The organism is Streptomyces sp. NBC_00038, assembly GCF_026343635.1.
In the GTDB taxonomy this organism is placed as follows: Bacteria; Actinomycetota; Actinomycetes; order Streptomycetales; family Streptomycetaceae; genus Streptomyces.
In genome coordinates this window covers 9,039,407-9,055,620 of the sequence record NZ_JAPELQ010000001.1, presented here as the reverse complement: position 1 = coordinate 9,055,620, position 16,214 = coordinate 9,039,407, and the positions used below count along the sequence as shown (strand labels likewise).

The window sequence follows — 16,214 nt, the reverse complement described above, 5'->3', positions numbered from 1 at the left end:
CTGTCGGGCCCACTTGAACAGGTTCTATTGGGCCCACCCGGTGACCGTGTAGATCATCCCGCCTATCCAGGCGACTCCGGCGATCACGGCGAGGACGAGGGCGGCCGTCACGGCGCGCTCGACGGACTGGGTGGGGTGGACTTCGGGCTTCGGGGCGCGGTGCGTCGTCATACGTCACAGCCTGCCGATCATGACGGCGCCCCGGCATCCGTACAAGTACTCAGATCACGTACTCAGCCAACGGTGCGGACCGCTCAGGGAGTTGCCTCCTGGAGCGCCCGTCCGCAGAGGGAGTCCGCCCGTCGGGTGGACTCCGGGAGGCGGTACTTCGGGGTGAGCGCGAGCGTGTGCGCACACGCGTTATCGAGGCTCACCCGGTGCCCGACCGACACGAAAACCGGCTTCACGCCGTCCTGGGTACGCAGCGCGCGACCCACCTCGTCCTGGCCCGCGACGAGCGGGGACGCGCTGCCGCGCCGGGCGCCGGGCTCCTCGTACGAGAAGGTGAAGGGGTTCTTGGCCACCCCGATGGTGGGCAGCCCGGTGAGTACGCCGAGGTGGCTGGCGAGGCCGAAGCGTCGCGGGTGGGCCAGGCCGTAGCCGTCGCAGACGACGAGACCCGGTGCGCAGGGCAGGGCGTCGAGTGCGGCCAGGACGGTCGGGATCTCGCGGAAGGCGAGGAGTCCGGGGACGTACGGGAAGGAGACCCGGCCGACGGCGGTGACCTCGGCGACGACATCGAGCGTCGCCGCGTCGAGCACGACAGCCGCGGCCACGACGACGTCCCGCTCGTCGTCGTACGCCACGTCGACCCCCGTCACATGGCCGGTGCCGGGCAACGGTCCCGCCTCTTCGAGGACCACGCGCCCCCGCAGTTCGTCCTGCACGGCGCGCGCCTGCTCTTCGGTGGCGGGCCAGCCCGCGGGGATCCGTACCGTCGTCATGATGGGCACGAGCGTACGACCACGGAGCGGGGCGGTCGCGGCCTGTCCATGTCCGAGCGGCCGTGGAACAGGTCAACGCTCCAGGCGTGCCACCCGGCCCTGCTCGCCGGAGGCCCAGCAGCCGAGGTCGGGGGCGCAGTCCACTGTGTCGTACGAGCCGGTGTCCAGCGTGCGCCAGGTGCGGCCGCCGTCGGTCGTCAGGTCGGTGCCGGTGGGGCCGACGGCTAGTGCGGACGTGCGGCTGTGCGGGAGCCAGGTGACGCCGGAGCGGTAGGCGGGCGGCGGCTGTGCCGCGGGCGTCCAGGTGCGGCCGCCGTCGGGGGTGAGCGCCGCCGCCTGCGGGGAGGCCTGGTCGGCGCGGTAGTCGCCGCCGACCGCGAGGCCGTGGGTGCGGTCACGGAAGGCGAGGGCGAAGACGCCGCGCGCCGGGTCGCCGGCCGGGATGGTCGTGTCGGCGGCCGTCCAGGTGAGGCCCCGGTCGGCGGAGTGCAGCACACGCGCGCGTGCACCCCCACCGGTGGCCAGCCACACGTCACGCGAACCCGAGCTCACCAGGCACTGCCCGCCGGCCGCGAAGCCCGCCTCGCCTGCCTGGGCCGCGGGCATGCCGTCGTCGGGCAGGACCTTCCAGGAGCGGCCGCCGTCACTGGTGGAAAGAATGCGGAACTTGCCATCCACCGGGTCGCTCATCGCCAGGCCGTGGCGGCTGTCGAAGAAGGTGACGCAGTCGTAGAAGGCTCTGGCGTCGGTGTTGCGGAACGACTCGGTCCAGGTCGTGCCGCCGTCCTCGGTCCTGAACACCCGGGAGGCCTCGCCCTCGCCGATGGCCAGGACCACGGCACGCCGCACGTCGAAGGCCTCGATGTCGCGGAACTGCAGGTCCTGGGCGCCGGGCGGCGAGACGTTCCGCCAGTTCGCGCCGCCGTCGACGGTACGCAGCACGGTGCCGTCGGAACCGGCCACCCAGGCGGTGTTCCGGCTGACGGCCGACAGCCCGCGGAAGCGTACGTCCGTGCCGCTGTCCTTCAGCTCCCAGTGGGGCATCCTCGCCACGGCCTCCGCCACCGTTTGCGCCTGCGCGGGCGCCGCCGTCAGCACGGCGGCGACTGCTGTCGCGCACAGTCCCACGGTGACCGTCCGACTCGTACGTCTCGTCCGTCGCGTCTTTCCCAAGCCCCTCATGGCGGGCGAAGCTAGCCCACTCCCCCAGTGACGTCCAGATGGCGTCCTGCGGGAACCTCGGGACCTCGACTGGGTGTCCTCTTGGATGTCCGGACACCACGGGACGGGAATGGATCACCACAGCAAATGAAAGCGGTGACACAGGTCACTCAGGTTTCATGTGCACGAATCGACTCGTTCTTTCGTCTCTTCAATTGACCGGCCTCATCCGCCCGGAGTTCGTTCAGCTGTCACCAAGGGAGCAAGGCGTTGTCCATCGTCATCGAGCAGCCCGTAGAGGCACGTCTCGTCGCCGCCGCGCCGCGGATGCCGAGCATTCCCGCAACCCTCCACTACGACCGAAGCGATCCCTTCGCCGTCCGCATGACCTTCCCCGCCCCGGCCACTCTGGAAGGCGTGGAGGTCTGCTGGACGTTCGCGCGCGAACTTCTCGTGTCCGGACTGGAGGGCGCGGTGGGCTGCGGCGACGTACGGGTGCGGCCCTACGGCTACGACCGCACCGTTCTGGAGTTCCACGCCCCCGAGGGCACCGCAGTGGTGCATGTGCGCTCCGGTGACGTACGGAGCTTCCTGAGCCGCAGCACGGACCTCGTGCCCGTCGGACTCGAGCACCTCCAGGTGGACCTGGACCACGACCTCGCGGAGCTCATGCGCGGCCCCTGCTGAGCGGCTCCCCCGCTCCGCCTCAGCAACTGCCACTCATCAGCGCGTCGAGCTCGGTGCGGTCGAGCCCTTCCGTCGGCGAGTCGTAGGTTCCCGTGCCCCGCAGCTCCCGCGTGACACGAGGAACCACGGCGTGCGCCGCGTCCTCAACCGCCGGTGGCGGCCCCCGTCGCCGCCCCCGTGGTCACCGCGACCATCACCGCTGTGCGTACCTCCTGGATGACCTTCTTCAGGGCCGGAGCCGCCGCGCCGCTGCGGTCCGTCAGTTCCTCGATGCGGTCCTTGTGGAGTCTGCGTTCTTTGCCCGACAGGAGGGTGCGGAGTTCGGCCGCGGCGGCGAGGGCCGCGAGAGCCGCGTCGCGATCGGAGACGTCGGCCACGGGCCGGGCGCCCAGCACCACCTGACGTACCTCCTCGCGCAGTCCGTCCACGGCGGACACCCGCTCCAGCTCGTACTCCACGGACGGGAACAGCCCGAGCACCCGCTTCTTCTCCGCCCGCAGATATCCCTCGGCCGCGAGCTGCGCGCGTACGGCGTCCAGCGTGACGCGCGCCCGCAGGGTCACCCACGCCTTCCACTTCCGTGGCCGGGACTCCTCGACGAGTTCCAGGAGGCCGTCGAGGACGAGATCCCCCGTGCGGGCGTCGGGATCGACCGGGGTGGCGATGCCTTCCACATCCGCGAGCAGACCCCGCTGCGCGAGTTCGGTGAGGGCGCCGGCGCGCACCAAGTGGTGGAGGTGGGTCGCGCCGGTGACCTTGAGCCTCTCGGTGTCCCAGGAAAGCAGGTAGAGCCGGGCTGGCAGCGAGAGCGAGCCGTCGGGCACGGGGTCTCCTTCGCGTCGTCTGAGGGCCACGTTAATTCCTTTGACAGGGGTCAGGGCCCGCTTCTAGCGTGTGAAGCGGTCCTGTTGCCGTCGATTGGAGAAGGACGTTGCTCGTCTGAGGTCTGAGACACCGCGTCACATCCAGCCGGCCCCTGTCGGCCTCGGTGTGCGCAGCGTGCGACCTCGGCGTACGAGCCGTCCTTCCGGTACAGGGCCTTCTTGCTGCCCTCGGAATTGGATCCGTCCTCGGACTTGATCTGCCTCGTACCTTGATCGTCCCACCTCGCGGTGTCCCCCACACGTGCCCCTGACCACACCCGGCAAACCGCGAGGCCTCCTTGTCAACCTTCCCCACCTCCATCACCTGCACCTCCCTCTCCTTCGCCTGGCCGGACGGCACCGCCGTCTTCGACGACCTCCAGATCGCCTTCGGCCCCGGCAGGACCGGACTCGTCGGCGTCAACGGCTCAGGGAAATCAACCCTGTTGAAGCTGATCGCCGGAGAACTCACCCCTGCGGACGGCACGGTGCGTGTGGCGGGCGAGGTCGGCCACCTGCCGCAGAGCGTCACGCTCGACACGGGTCTGCGTGTCGACGAGGTGCTCGGCATCGCCGCCACCCGAGCCGCGCTGCACGCCATCGAGGCGGGCGACGCGTCCGAGGAGCACTTCGACGCCGTAGGAGACGACTGGGACGTCGAGGAGCGGGCGCTCGCCACACTCGGCGAACTCGGGCTCGGCCACGTCGACTTGGACCGCACCATCGGTGAGGTGTCGGGCGGCGAGTCGGTACTGCTGCGCCTGGCCGCCCTCCTGCTGCGCCGTCCCGACGTACTCCTGCTGGACGAACCGACCAACAACCTGGACCTGTACGCGCGTCGGCGGCTGTACGCGGCCGTCGAGGCCTGGTCCGGGGTCATGGTCGTGGTCAGCCACGACCGCGAACTCCTCGACCTGGTCGACCAGATCGCCGATCTGCACTCCGGTGAGGTCACCTGGTACGGCGGCAACTTCTCCGCGTACGAGGAGGCGCTCGCCGTCGAGCAGGAGGCGGCCGAGCGCATGGTGCGCGTCGCCGAGTCCGACATGAAGAAGCAGAAGCGCGAACTGGTCGACGCCCAGGTCACTTTGGCCCGGCGCAAGCGGTACGGGCAGAAGATGTTCGACCAGAAGCGCGAGCCGAGGGCTGTCATGCGGGTACGCAAACGCACGGCGCAGGTGTCCGCCGGCAAGTACCGCACCCTGCACGAGGAGAAGCTCGCCGAGGCCAAGGAGCGCCTCGACGAGGCGGCGGACGCCGTACGGGACGACGACGAGATCCGCGTCGAGCTGCCGTACACGGCCGTGCCGCCGGGCCGTGACGTCCTCACCCTCCAGGACCTGGAGTTGAGGTACGACGCGCGCGTGGCCGGTGGTTTCGACCTGCGCGGACCCGAGCGGATCGCGCTGATCGGGCGCAACGGCGCGGGCAAGACGACGCTGCTCCGCACGATCGCCGGGGAACTGGACGCCGTGTCTGGTGAGGCGCGGGCCCATGTGCCGTTGCGGTTCCTGCCGCAGCGGCTCGACGTTCTCGACGACGAGCTGAGCGTCGTGGAGAACGTGGCCCGCTTCGCGCCCGACGCCACCAACAACCGGATCCGGGCGCGGCTGGCCCGCTTCCTGTTCAAGGGGGCGAAGGCGGACCAGTGTGCGGCGACGCTCTCCGGCGGTGAGCGCTTCCGCGCGGCGCTCGCGGCGCTGATGCTGGCCGAGCCCGCGCCGCAGCTCCTGATGCTCGACGAGCCGACGAACAACCTCGACATGGCGAGCGTCCGGCAGCTCACCACGGCCCTGGAGTCGTACGAGGGGGCGCTGATCGTCGCCAGCCACGACATGCCGTTCCTCGAATCGGTCGGAATCACGCGCTGGCTGCTCATGGAAGGAGGAGAACTGAAAGAAATCGGGCGGGAAGCTGTCGGGTATCCCTCCTAGCGCCGGGCGCGGGAAACCGCATAGCTTCGGAGGCAGGGGCCGCCCGGCCTCGCCGGCCAAGACCGCCTCATGGGGTCCTGGGGGCTGTTGTCGGCGCGGATCGGCGCTGCATGATGTGCGCCGACGCCCCCTGCCGATTCGGAGACCCGCACGTGCCCAGCCAGAAAGCCCTCATACGCCGGCCCAGCCCCCGCCTCGCCGAGGGGCTGGTGACGCACATCGAGCGCGAGAAGGTGGACGTCGACCTGGCGGTCGAGCAGTGGGAGGCGTACGCGGAGGCCCTGCGTACGCACGGCTGGGAGACCGTCGAGGTGGATCCGGCCGACGACTGCCCGGACTCCGTGTTCGTCGAGGACACGGTGGTCGTCTTCCGCAACGTCGCGCTGATCGCCCGCCCCGGCGCGGAGTCCCGGCGCGGCGAGACCGCCGGGGTCGAGGAGGCCGTGGCCCGTCTCGGCTGCTCGGTGAACTGGATCTGGCCCCCGGGAACCCTGGACGGCGGTGACATCCTGAAGGTCGGCGACACCGTGTACGTGGGCCGGGGCGGTCGGACCAACGCGGCCGGGGTCCAGCAGCTGCGGGCGGCGCTCGAACCGCTCGGGGCCCGGGTCGTCGCCGTACCCGTGAGCAAGGTGCTGCACCTGAAGTCGGCGGTCACGGCGCTGCCGGACGGGACGGTGATCGGCCACGTCCCCGAGGTGGACACGCCGTCGCTGTTCCCGCGCTTCCTGCCGGTGCCGGAGGAGTCCGGTGCGCACGTGGTACTGCTCGGCGGCGGAAAGCTGCTGATGTCGTCGAGCGCCCCGAAGACCGCGGAGCTGTTCGCGGACCTCGGCCATGAACCCGTTCTCGTCGACATCAGCGAGTTCGAGAAACTCGAAGGCTGTGTGACATGCCTCTCGGTCCGGCTCCGGGAGCTGTACGTCTGAACGGGTGATCGAGTCGCCCGTTCGGACCCGTGAACTGCGGGTCCGGAGCCGGTTCGAACGAGTGCCGAAAGGTACTCGATCTCCAACGGAGACCCCTGCTGATCAGGGGGTCTTTACAGAATGCTTAACCTACGGTTTCGTAACCTACGGATACGTAGCCTACGATGGCGTAGGTTGCGAAAACGCTCAGCCCTCCCGTCCCCCTGGAGCCCTCGTGACGATCACTTCTCCCCACCTCGGCAGCCCGTCCTCCGACTGGACCGACGCTCGGCTGCTGTACGCGCTGGAGGAAGTGGTCGAGACGGAACTCAACCGGCACCTCAAGGTGACCAAGGACTGGATGCCCCACGAGTACGTGCCGTGGAGCGACGCCCGCAACTTCCCCGGCCTCTTCGAGGACGGCGAGGCCTGGGGCAAGGAGCAGTCCAAGGTCACCGAGATCGGCCGGATCGCGCTGGTCGTCAACCTCCTCACCGAGGACAACCTGCCGAGCTACCACCACGAGATCGCCTCCCTCTTCGGGCGTGACGGCGCCTGGGGCACCTGGGTGCACCGCTGGACCGCGGAGGAGGGCCGCCACGGCATCGTGATGCGCGACTACCTGCTCGCCTCGCGCGCCGTCGACCCCGACAAGCTCGAAGCGTTCCGCATGATGCACATGAGTGAGGGCTTCGAGTCGGACAACCGCCACTCGATGCTGCACTCCGTCGCGTACGTCGCCTTCCAGGAACTGGCGACCCGTGTCTCGCACCGCAACACCGGTCACCAGTCGGGCGACCCCGTCTGCGACCGCATGCTGGCGCGCATCGCGACCGACGAGAACCTGCACATGGTCTTCTACCGCAACCTCCTCAAGGCCTCCTTCGAGCTGGCCCCCGACCTCACCATGCAGGCCGTGCGTGACGTCGTCGTCAACTTCCGGATGCCCGGGCACGGCATGCCCGGCTTCGAGCGTGCCGCCGCGCAGATGGCCATCGGCGAGGTCTACAACATGCGCATCCACCACGACGACGTGCTGCGGCCGGTGCTGCGCCACCTGCGGGTCCTGGAGATGGAGGGCTTCGGCCCCGAGGGTCTGCGGGCCCAGGAGGAGCTCGGCCTCTTCATGAACGGCCTGGACTCCGAGGCCTCGAAGTTCGACGAGAAGCTCGCGACCCGCAAGGCCCGCATGGCAGCCCGCGCCGCCGGCTGACACCCCGGCCCTCGGGTCCCCCTCCGGTCCCTCTCCGGAGTCACCTCACTCGTACGCCGTCACCAGGTCCAACGCCGCATCGCGCACGTCGGCCACCGGGTGGCGGCGCAGTGCTCTCAGCTGTTCCCGCCAGGGCGCGGCCCAGCCCGTGCGGGTGCCGATCGCCTCGGTGAGGGCCGCTGCGAGCAGTCCCTCGCCGTGACCGCCGTGCGCGGTCAGGCGCCGGGCCGTATCGAGCAGCACCTGGGGGTCACCTTCGTGCGCCTGTCCGCGCAGCCGCGTCGCGAGCTCCCCGGCAGTCCGGGCCGCGAGCGCCGGGCGGCCTTCGGTGAGCGCGGCCAGGCGGTCCAGCCGGCCTGGTTCCGCGTCCAGGTCCAGATGGAACACCGTGATCGCGGCGGCCTGGGGCACGAAGGCGTCATACCCGGCGAGCAGCTCACCCGCGGCGAGGGCCGCGGGCCGGATGGGCCCCGGGGCCGTCCTCGCGTGCTCGGCGAGGCGGGCGACGAGGTACTCGACGCGTTGGCGGGCGGGGCGATCACGGCGCTCGCCGGCTTCGGCTTCGGGGCCCGCTTCGGGGCCGGGTCCGGGTCCGGGTCCGGGTCCGGCTCCGGCTCCGGCTCCGGCTCCGGCTCCGGCTCCGGCGTAGCCGAGCGCTTCTGTGCTGGTGACGGTTCCGGCGCGGTCCTGGGCCGGAACAGCGCCGCGCTCCACCGGGTCGGCTGAGGGGGCAGTGTCTGCCCGGTCCGAGGCCGGCTGTACGCCGCGGTCTGCGTCGCTGGCCGAGCCCGGCGCCTCGGCTGGGGGGACGGCGTCGGGCCGGTCCAGGGCCGGCTGTACGCCGCGCTGAACGGCATCGGCAGAGCCGACCGCCTCGGCTGAGGCCACGGTCCCGGACCGGCCTGGAGCCGGGCGAACACCGCTCTCGGCGTCACCGGCCAAGCCGTCCGCATCACCGCCCCCGGCGGGCCCCGCCCCGGACCCGGTGTGGGCATCCCCCACAGCCGCAGGCCGGCCCCCGCCTCGGGCGGAGCCGACGGCACCCCCGTCGGCAGGCCGCGCCGCGTAGTGGGCCTCCGTCTCGGCGAGGGTCCGCAGCGCCTGCTGGAGGCCCCGGCCACCCCGTGGCGACCCCGCCGCCGCGGTCACCAGGCCGTTGGCCGCGGCGCGCCAGCTCGTGCGTTCCGTCAGGTCGGCGGTGGCGTCGGCGAGGACCGTCGGGGCGTCCGGGGACCAGGGTGCCCAGCGGGCGAGCGCGTCGAAGGCGAGGGTGGCTGTCTGCGGGTCGTCGGTGGAGCAGACGTCGCGGATCAGGCGGGCGTAGCGCTCCCGAGAGGGTTCAGGCAGGTCCAGGGGCGAGGCCCGCAGGACAGCGGTGCGGAGTACGGACTCGGCGCCGGCGGCGTCACGCAGCAGGTCCCAGACCGGTTCCTCGGAGAGCAGCACGCCCGCGACGGCGACGCAGGCGGCGCGGACGTCGACGTGGGCGCCGGGGTCCGCGTAAGCCGCTGTCACCAGCTCCGCCGCCCGCGCCGGCGGGAGCCGTACGGCGGCGAGCCGGACGGCCTCCTTCCGGCTGGTGACCTTGGCGTCCGACGCGAGCAGCACGGCCCGCAGCTGCTCGGCCAGCCGCGACGGGGCCTCGTGCCGGGACGCCTGCGCGGCCGCGTACACGGCGACACGGGCACGGTCGCCGCCCGCGTACGCCAGCAGTTCGAGCAGTGCCTCGGCGGGCCGGTCGGTGCGGGCCAGCGCGCCGAGGGCGGCCTCGGCGAGCACCACCTCCGGGGATCCCGTCCAGCGGCGTACGAGATCGGCTCCTCGGCCGGGGACCGACGCGCCCCGGGCGATGGCGGACGCCCGCTGGTACAGCGGCAGTCCGGCATCCTCCGCCTCCGACGCCAACTGCCGGACTGCCACTGCCTGTTGACGCGGAACCCAGCGCCGTACGTCACGCCCGACGGGCAGCGTCCAGGGCGTGCCCTTGGTGAGGAAGCGCCCGTACGGCGGGGTGGCGGCCGGCAGCAGGTCGAGGAGATCGGTGCGGCGCCGGGCGACGACCTCGCGGACGGGCCACAGCGCGACGGCGGAAGGTTCCAGCGCCAGGATCCGTGCCACCCGTTCGTCCCGGGTCGCCGGCGGCTCCAACCACAGGGCGACCGCCGTGCGCACGGTGGCGTCATTGCCGTACCGAATGGCCTGCCACAGGAGTTGCTGCAGCTCGGGCATGCCCGCGGCGCGCCGCCCCACGGCGCGGGCGAGCGCGAAGGCGAGGCTGTAGTCGACCCGCTCGGCGCCCGCCTCGATCCAGGGGCTCAGCGCCTCGTACACCTGGTGCTCCTGGCCCCGGCGCAGCGTCGCGTCGAGCCTGCCGAGGTCCGCGCCTCCGGTGTTGCCGGATATCCGGACCAGTGTGCGCAACGCCCAGTTGACCAGGTCCCGTTGGCCGCCCGCCGCGTGCTCGCGCAGGACGACGAGGGCCAGCCGACTGAGGGCCTGCCGGGTGCCGGGCGAGGAGTCGCGGGCCTCGACGGCGTCCGTGGTGATGCGGTCGAGGTGCGGCTCGGCGTCCTCGGTGTAGAGCGTGGGCCGGACTCCGGAGAGCGCGTGGAGCGCGGCGGATCGCACCGGGTCCTGTTCGTTGCGCAGCCGCGCCATCTCCTCCAGTACGGAGGTGACGGCGGCGGGGTCACCGGAGCGCGCCGCGTTGGCGATGAGCAACGGCCAGGCCGTGGCGCGGTCTTCGGCGGCCGGGCGCCTGGTGGCCTCGACGAGCCGCTCGCGCACCTCGGCGACGGGCAGGAAGGAATCGGCGAGCAGCAGGGTGTCCCACAGGGCCCCGCGTTCACGGGCGACGGCGGCCATCCGCCGGGCCTCCTCGGCGACACAACTGCGCGGCAGCGCTTCGAGCATCACCGCGTCGACGGTGACGGGTCCGGCTCCGTCGAGGCTGGCAGGTCCCGCTCCCCGGCCCCCGTGCGCGGCCCGGTAGAAGGCGTGCCGCTGCGCCGGCGGCAGCGCTCTCACGAGCGCCGCGAGATCGCCCCACCCGGCCAAGATCTGTCCGCACGCGGCGAGTTCGGGGGCACCGGAGCGGGCCAGCCGGCGCAGTACGGCGGGACTCAGGACTCTGCCGCGCAGTACGGCGATTCCGGCCGGGGTGAGCAGCAGCCTCAGCAGCCGGCCCGGGTCGGCCGACGCGAACTCGCCGAAGCGGTCGTGGAGTTGGTACGGCAGGGCCCCGGGTGGCCCGAAGCGTTCCAGCAGGTCGAACACCCGCAGCGGCTCTGCTGCGACCGTGGCGTCCACGCCCAGCACGTACCGGTCCCACCAGGTGTCGCGCAGCCCCTCGGGGAGTGTGCTCAACTCCCGTTCAGCGACATCGAGAAGGGTGCCGGGATGCCGGCCGGCGAGCGCCTTCCAACCGGTGACGGCGTGGAAGAGTTCGGGCAGCAGGCGGGCGACCGTCTCCGACGCGCAGCCGGGCAGCACCCGCGCCGCCTCCGCGTCACCCCACTCCCGCCGCAGCGCGTCCACCAGCCGGTCGGCGAGCGCGGTACGGCGCCCCGCGACGATCGCGCGCAGCAGCTGTCTGCGGACCGCCTCCGGAGCGTCGTCGAGCGCCGACTCGTAGGCGGAGTTGGGTACTTGGAGGCTGTCGGCGACGCGCAGCGCGTGACCGCGTACGAATGCGTCCTGGTCGGCGATGCGGTCCGCGATCCACCCGGCGTCCCTGCCGACGGACGCCGCGACGACGGCGATCCCGCGTTCGTAGGGACCTTGGGCTTCGAGTTCTTCCAGCACCGGCCGTAGCGGGTCCATCTCCCGTACCCGCAGGGCGAGTTCACGCATGCGCTGCGGATGGGCGAGCGGATCGAGGGCGTTGAGCAAACTCTCGGCACGCTGCTGCGGGGTGCGGGTCATGCCGGGGATTGTGCCTGCTCGGGGCAGCGCGGCGGACCGATTTCCCGGTGCGGACCCGGGCGCGCCTGCGGCATCATTCGGCCATGCATGACAACAGCACGACAGAACGGGCGGTCGACTTCCTGCTCGGTCTGATCGAGGCCGAAGCGGCCGAGCGGGCACGGCAGCGGATGGGACCGCGGCCGCTCCCGAGCAAGCAGCGGACAGGCCTGCGGTCGTTCCTGGGCAGGAAGTCCGAGGAGGCCGAGCGGCCCGAGGACTCCTTGGACGCGCGCCGCAAGTCGTACTCGTGGTGGACGCAGACGCCCGTGCCGTCCTCGGTGCTGCTGTGGGTTCTGGAGGAGGACGATCCGGAGCTGAACGCCATCGTGTGGCGGCACATGAACGCGGACGACTCGATGCGCCGCGCCATCGCGAGGGGGATCCCGTACGGCGCCGGCCGCACGACCGCCGTACCTCTGACGCATCCCCTGAGGCGCGATCAAGAGCCGCCCGTTCCTGAGCACTTCACGAAGTACGGGCTCATCGGCGCGCTGCGGGCGTCCACTTCCATGGCGCCGGCCAGGAACGCCGGGTCCATGGTCCTGGGAGCCGCCGACTGGCAGACGGTCACGGAAGCGGACCGGGAGCATCCGCTGCCCGGCTATGCGCGCTGGGTCCTGGCCGTACGCCCCGACTGCCCACCCGCGCTGCGCGCCCAGTTCGGCTCGCACGCGAAGTTCACTCACCGGGTGCGGCAGGCCGGCGTCATCGACGGTGCCGCGCAGTACGCGCTGTCCTGGAACCCCGCCGGCCGGGTACTGCGGGTGCTGTCCCTGGGCCGGACGATGTTCCCGTCCCGCGTCGGGGAGGCCGAGGACGCGCTACGGCCGCTCGTGCGCGAGCACTTGGGCGACCGTGAGGAGGCCTGGGCCGTACTCGCCCAACTGATCGGGACCTACCACGGGACGGTCCCGGAGCTGGTGATCACGGCGGGAGCGATCGCCTGAGGGCGTTGGCGGAACGTCCTGGGATCGTTCTCCCGTACGGCGGACGGGGGCGGGGCGGCTGGATTCGAACCAGCGTGTTCTGGTTTTGGAGACCGGTGCGCCTGCCTCTGCGCTACGGCCCCGCCCTTGGGGCCGAGCGTAATGCCTTGGCCCGATGTCAGTGGCACCTGGTACCAAAGAGGCAATGGGGGACACGACACGGGGGGCGGGTCATGGCGTACGGAGTGCGAGGACGGCGTCGTCCCGTGGTCGATCTGGCGGACCGCCGGGCGCTGGAGCGGTACCGCCCGGCCGATGCCGAGGTCATGGAGCAGGCGGGGCGGCTCAAGGAGGCCGCGCTGCTCGACTTCGGGCTGACGGAGTCGGCGGTGGCCTCCTGGCTGTACGCGAAGTGCCACCACCAGCTGGCGACGACCGCGGTGGACACCGCGGCGGTGGTGGCTTCGGGCGACGGCTCCTGCCTGCTGCTCTACAACCCTGACTTTTTCGTACGACTCGGCCTGGACGGCGTGAAGTTCGTGCTGTTCCACGAGGCCCGGCACCTGGTGCAGCGTCATCTGTTCGCCGAGCCCGAGCTGCGCGCGGATCCCGTCTTCGAGGTGGCCACCGAAGTCTCCATCAACCATGTGGCCCTGGTGCGGCTCGGCAGGGACGAAATGCCGCTCCTTGACGACCGTCCTACGGGCATCGATCCGCGCAAGGTCCATGAGGCGTACCGGGAGGATCTGCTCGGGCAGGGGCTGGAGCCGGTCACGTACGGCGAGTTCACCGAGACCGACCTGACGGTGTACGGCGAGCTGAAGAGGATGCGTCGGCCACCCGTGCCCGCGGAGCCGTCGTGCGCGCATCTGCTGTCCGACGTGCCCGCCGACCAGGAGACCGTCGACGAGGTGACGTCCTCCGCCCTCCTCAACGCTCTGCTCGCGGCCCGGCGTGGGCATACGGGCGCCGAGCAGGAGCTGCTGGACCTGATGGGCCGTACCGAGGGAGCCTCGGCGCGGACCACGAAGATCTGGGGGCGGCTGGGCGCCGGCGTGCTGCGCGGCCAGACCTCGCGGACGCGGACGGTCGACTGGTGGCAGCGCTGGCTGGTGGACGTGCTCGGTTCGAAGCTGCGTGACGGAGAGCGGCTGGTGTACCCGAAGAAGCGGGGCGCGCTGCTCGCGGCGCTCGGCCAGGACCCTATGTTGTCGCGGCGCGGCCCGGTGCGGGACAAGGTGCTCGTCATCGCGTACGACACCTCGGGTTCCATGCCGAGCCGGGTGATCGAGTGGCTCACCGAACTCGTCGGACGGATCGACGGGGTCGAGGCGCACTGGCTGTCCTTCGACACCGTGGTGATGCCCTTCGCGGCGGGCGAACGCGTGTACGGCGGAGGCGGCACGAGTTTCCAGGCCGTCGCCGACTACGTGGAAGGGCGCACCGAGGTGAACGGCCGTCTCTGCGAGGCGGGTCCGGACGCCGTGGTGATACTCACCGACGGACACGCCCCGCCGATCACGCCCGCCGAGCCCGACAAGTGGATCTGGCTGATCACCGAGGGCGGTCATGAATGGCCCGAGACCCATATGCCAGCCATGGACTGTCATCGCGTCACCACGGGATCGCGGTAACCCATCGACTCAGTACAGGATCAGGACGGATGACGACCGCCACCAACCCCGGGCCCAACTCCCGGCCCAGCCCCAGCGACTCCACCCCGCCCGCGCTCTCTCGGCTCGAGTCGTTCATCGACGCGATGATCGACATGGGTCAGACGGGCCAGATCTTCGGCGAGCACGGCATCGGAAAGACGGCGACTTTCTTCTCTCACGTGGCGCGCAACCGCCCCGACACCACGCTGGTCCATGTGCCGGCGGCGAACCTCACACCGGACGACCTGCTGGTCAACGCCCCGGTACGGGACCCTCGCACCGGTGAACTCGTGCTGCGCCAGCTCGTGATGAGCCAGCTCAAGCCCGGCACTCCCTTCGTGCTGCTCATCGACGACTCGCTCCAGGCGGGCGAGACGATCCAGTCGCAGCTGATGCAGATCGCCTGCGACTGGACGCTCGGTGAGCACGATCTGCGCGCCCTGGGCTGCGTCGGCGTCTTCCTCACCGACAACGAGTCGCTGGCCGAGACCTCGGCGCGGCGCAGCGATCTCGCGCTTCTCGACCGCATGGTCACGATACGGATCTCGGCGAACGACACCTCGTGGCGGAGCCATCTGGCCGCCAAGTACCGGGAGTGGGACCTGAGTCCGGTCTTCTCCCTGTGGGCGTCCCTCTCCCCCGCGCTGCGCGAGCTGCTGTCGCCGCGCACCCTGGACCACGTCCTGGCGAACGCCCGCGAGGGTTTTCCGCTGCGCTGGGGCCTGCCGCTGGTGGGCGGCGAGCGGCTGCGCCTGGGCGAGGCCCGCCCGGACGGCAAGCCGGGACAGAACCGCACGGCCGAGATCCTGGACCGGATCGCCGAGTACCTGGGCGTCTCCAATCCTGCGGCTGTTCCCGATCCCGTCCGCCAGGTGGTGCGGGCCGCACTGCGCAATCGCTGGACCGTGCTGCTCCAGGGCCCGCCGGGCTGCGGCAAGACGGAGCTTGTACGGGAGACGGTGCGTGACGCTCTTGGCCGGCCGCCGCTGTACTTCTCGCTGCCGGTGACCAACGTCGAGGACCTGTGCGCCCCGATCCCGTCGGCGGACGGCACCCTGGACAACCTGCTCGCGGCCAACTTCACCGGTCCCGAGCCGAAGGCGATCGTCTGGGACGAGTACAACCGGCCCAAGGACAAGGCCGCGTTCGCGAAGCTGATGGAGATCACCCAGGAGTGGTCCCTCGCGGGGCGGCGGATCGAGAACCTGCGCGCACAGATAGCCGTCCAGAATCCGCCCTACCACCTCGGCCGCAAGCTCCTGGTCTCCCGGAACAACATCGCCCAGGCGACCCGTTTCACGGCCTCGCTGACGGTCGAGCCCGAGGACATCCCGGCCAACGAGTGGCTGCTCGCCCGATACGGCTCGGATGCCGAGACCGTCCTCGAGTGGTGGAAGCACGACATCGACGACGACGGCCGCGCCTGGATCACCAAGCGGACGCTGGAGCGGCTCATCAAGCTGCACCGGCACGGGCTGCCGCTGGAGATGGGAACGGTCTATCTCGGCGACGGCGAGTACGCCCCCGTGCCGCTGACAGCCCTCGTCGACCGGCTGCGCGGCCGCCCCGTGACCGGCCTGCGTGAGCTCGCCCGCGAGGCGGACGCCTGGGAGACCCGGCTGCGCCGAGCGGCCGAGCACTCCGACGAGGGCGCCGACGACAGCGACGTGGTCCACCAGATCCTCGCCAACGCCGAGCTGTCCCAGCTCAAGAAGCACCGGAAAGCGGTCGCCCGACTGGTGGCACTCCTCCCGCCGAAGCTGCGGGCGACGTATCTGGTGGGGGCGACGGAGGGGCAGCAGCGGTTCTGGACGGAGATATTCGTGGAGATGGGGATGCGGATGCGGAGCTGATCTTTCAGCCCGTCCGGCGTTTGAGGACGAGCGCGAAGCGCGAAAGGGGGGTCTGGGGGCGCAGCCCCCAGGAACGGGACGGGAAGGGGCGGAGGGGGCGAAGA

At 71.3% G+C, this 16,214-nt stretch carries 12 protein-coding genes and 1 tRNA gene; 7 read left to right on the top strand and 6 right to left on the bottom strand.

Annotation, left to right across the window (positions count from 1 at the left end; all coding sequences use genetic code 11):
• Window positions 1-24: 24 nt before the first annotated feature.
• The 3 genes from mmpA to OG219_RS40540 form a co-directional block, all read right to left on the bottom strand.
• Entirely contained in the window at window positions 25-171 is a 147-nt protein-coding gene (mmpA, locus tag OG219_RS40550; protein ID WP_266835320.1) for a morphogenic membrane protein MmpA, read from the bottom strand.
• 83 nt (window positions 172-254) lie between these two features.
• Entirely contained in the window at window positions 255-944 is a 690-nt protein-coding gene (locus OG219_RS40545) for an endonuclease V (RefSeq protein ID WP_266835318.1), read from the bottom strand.
• A 72-nt stretch (window positions 945-1,016) separates the two neighbouring features.
• On the bottom strand, window positions 1,017-2,126 hold the full coding sequence (locus OG219_RS40540) for an oxidoreductase (protein ID WP_266835316.1): 1,110 nt from the start codon (window positions 2,124-2,126) through the stop codon (window positions 1,017-1,019).
• A gap of 249 nt (window positions 2,127-2,375) precedes the next feature.
• Here OG219_RS40540 and OG219_RS40535 point away from each other — a divergent pair, with 249 nt between their 5' ends.
• Window positions 2,376-2,792, top strand: coding sequence for an SsgA family sporulation/cell division regulator (locus OG219_RS40535; RefSeq protein WP_266835314.1), 417 nt, complete (start codon window positions 2,376-2,378; stop codon window positions 2,790-2,792).
• A gap of 143 nt (window positions 2,793-2,935) precedes the next feature.
• Here OG219_RS40535 and OG219_RS40530 read toward each other — a convergent pair whose 3' ends face one another.
• On the bottom strand, window positions 2,936-3,616 hold the full coding sequence (locus tag OG219_RS40530; RefSeq protein WP_266836400.1) for a GPP34 family phosphoprotein: 681 nt from the start codon (window positions 3,614-3,616) through the stop codon (window positions 2,936-2,938).
• 338 nt (window positions 3,617-3,954) lie between these two features.
• Here OG219_RS40530 and OG219_RS40525 point away from each other — a divergent pair, with 338 nt between their 5' ends.
• The 3 genes from OG219_RS40525 to OG219_RS40515 all read left to right on the top strand — a co-directional run bounded on the left by OG219_RS40525 (window position 3,955) and on the right by OG219_RS40515 (window position 7,710).
• Window positions 3,955-5,589, top strand: a complete 1,635-nt coding sequence (locus OG219_RS40525; protein WP_266835312.1) for an ABC-F family ATP-binding cassette domain-containing protein — start codon at window positions 3,955-3,957, stop codon at window positions 5,587-5,589.
• Between the two features lie 152 nt (window positions 5,590-5,741).
• Window positions 5,742-6,518 carry a dimethylargininase gene (gene ddaH, locus OG219_RS40520; protein WP_266835310.1) on the top strand — a complete coding sequence of 259 codons (777 nt, stop codon included), beginning with the start codon at window positions 5,742-5,744 and terminating at the stop codon, window positions 6,516-6,518.
• Window positions 6,519-6,732: 214 nt separating this feature from the next.
• Complete coding sequence (locus OG219_RS40515) at window positions 6,733-7,710, top strand: acyl-ACP desaturase (protein WP_266835308.1); 978 nt, start codon at window positions 6,733-6,735, stop codon at window positions 7,708-7,710.
• A 45-nt stretch (window positions 7,711-7,755) separates the two neighbouring features.
• On the opposite strand, the gene OG219_RS40510 is transcribed toward OG219_RS40515, so the two are convergent.
• The gene (locus OG219_RS40510) at window positions 7,756-11,634 is read right to left on the bottom strand and encodes a hypothetical protein (protein ID WP_266835306.1); all 3,879 of its coding nucleotides are present in this window, start codon (window positions 11,632-11,634) and stop codon (window positions 7,756-7,758) included.
• 83 nt (window positions 11,635-11,717) lie between these two features.
• Between OG219_RS40510 and OG219_RS40505 the strand changes: the two genes are divergently transcribed.
• Window positions 11,718-12,623, top strand: coding sequence for a hypothetical protein (locus tag OG219_RS40505; RefSeq protein ID WP_266835304.1), 906 nt, complete (start codon window positions 11,718-11,720; stop codon window positions 12,621-12,623).
• A 48-nt stretch (window positions 12,624-12,671) separates the two neighbouring features.
• Here the strand turns inward: OG219_RS40505 and OG219_RS40500 are convergent.
• Window positions 12,672-12,747, bottom strand: a tRNA-Trp gene (locus tag OG219_RS40500).
• 88 nt (window positions 12,748-12,835) lie between these two features.
• Here OG219_RS40500 and OG219_RS40495 point away from each other — a divergent pair.
• On the top strand, window positions 12,836-14,236 hold the full coding sequence (locus tag OG219_RS40495; RefSeq protein ID WP_266835302.1) for a hypothetical protein: 1,401 nt from the start codon (window positions 12,836-12,838) through the stop codon (window positions 14,234-14,236).
• A 125-nt stretch (window positions 14,237-14,361) separates the two neighbouring features.
• Entirely contained in the window at window positions 14,362-16,110 is a 1,749-nt protein-coding gene (locus OG219_RS40490) for an AAA family ATPase (RefSeq protein ID WP_266836399.1), read from the top strand.
• Window positions 16,111-16,214 lie beyond the last annotated feature (104 nt).

Excerpts from the sequence above, each read along its gene's own strand:
- mmpA (WP_266835320.1), bottom strand. The coding sequence starts at position 171 with ATGACGACGCACCGCGCCCCGAAGCCCGAAGTCCACCCCACCCAGTCC.
- OG219_RS40545 (WP_266835318.1), bottom strand. The coding sequence starts at position 944 with ATGACGACGGTACGGATCCCCGCGGGCTGGCCCGCCACCGAAGAGCAG.
- OG219_RS40540 (WP_266835316.1), bottom strand. The coding sequence starts at position 2,126 with ATGAGGGGCTTGGGAAAGACGCGACGGACGAGACGTACGAGTCGGACG.
- OG219_RS40510 (WP_266835306.1), bottom strand. The coding sequence starts at position 11,634 with ATGACCCGCACCCCGCAGCAGCGTGCCGAGAGTTTGCTCAACGCCCTC.
- OG219_RS40505 (WP_266835304.1), top strand. The coding sequence starts at position 11,718 with ATGCATGACAACAGCACGACAGAACGGGCGGTCGACTTCCTGCTCGGT.
- OG219_RS40495 (WP_266835302.1), top strand. The coding sequence starts at position 12,836 with ATGGCGTACGGAGTGCGAGGACGGCGTCGTCCCGTGGTCGATCTGGCG.
- OG219_RS40490 (WP_266836399.1), top strand. The coding sequence starts at position 14,362 with ATGATCGACATGGGTCAGACGGGCCAGATCTTCGGCGAGCACGGCATC.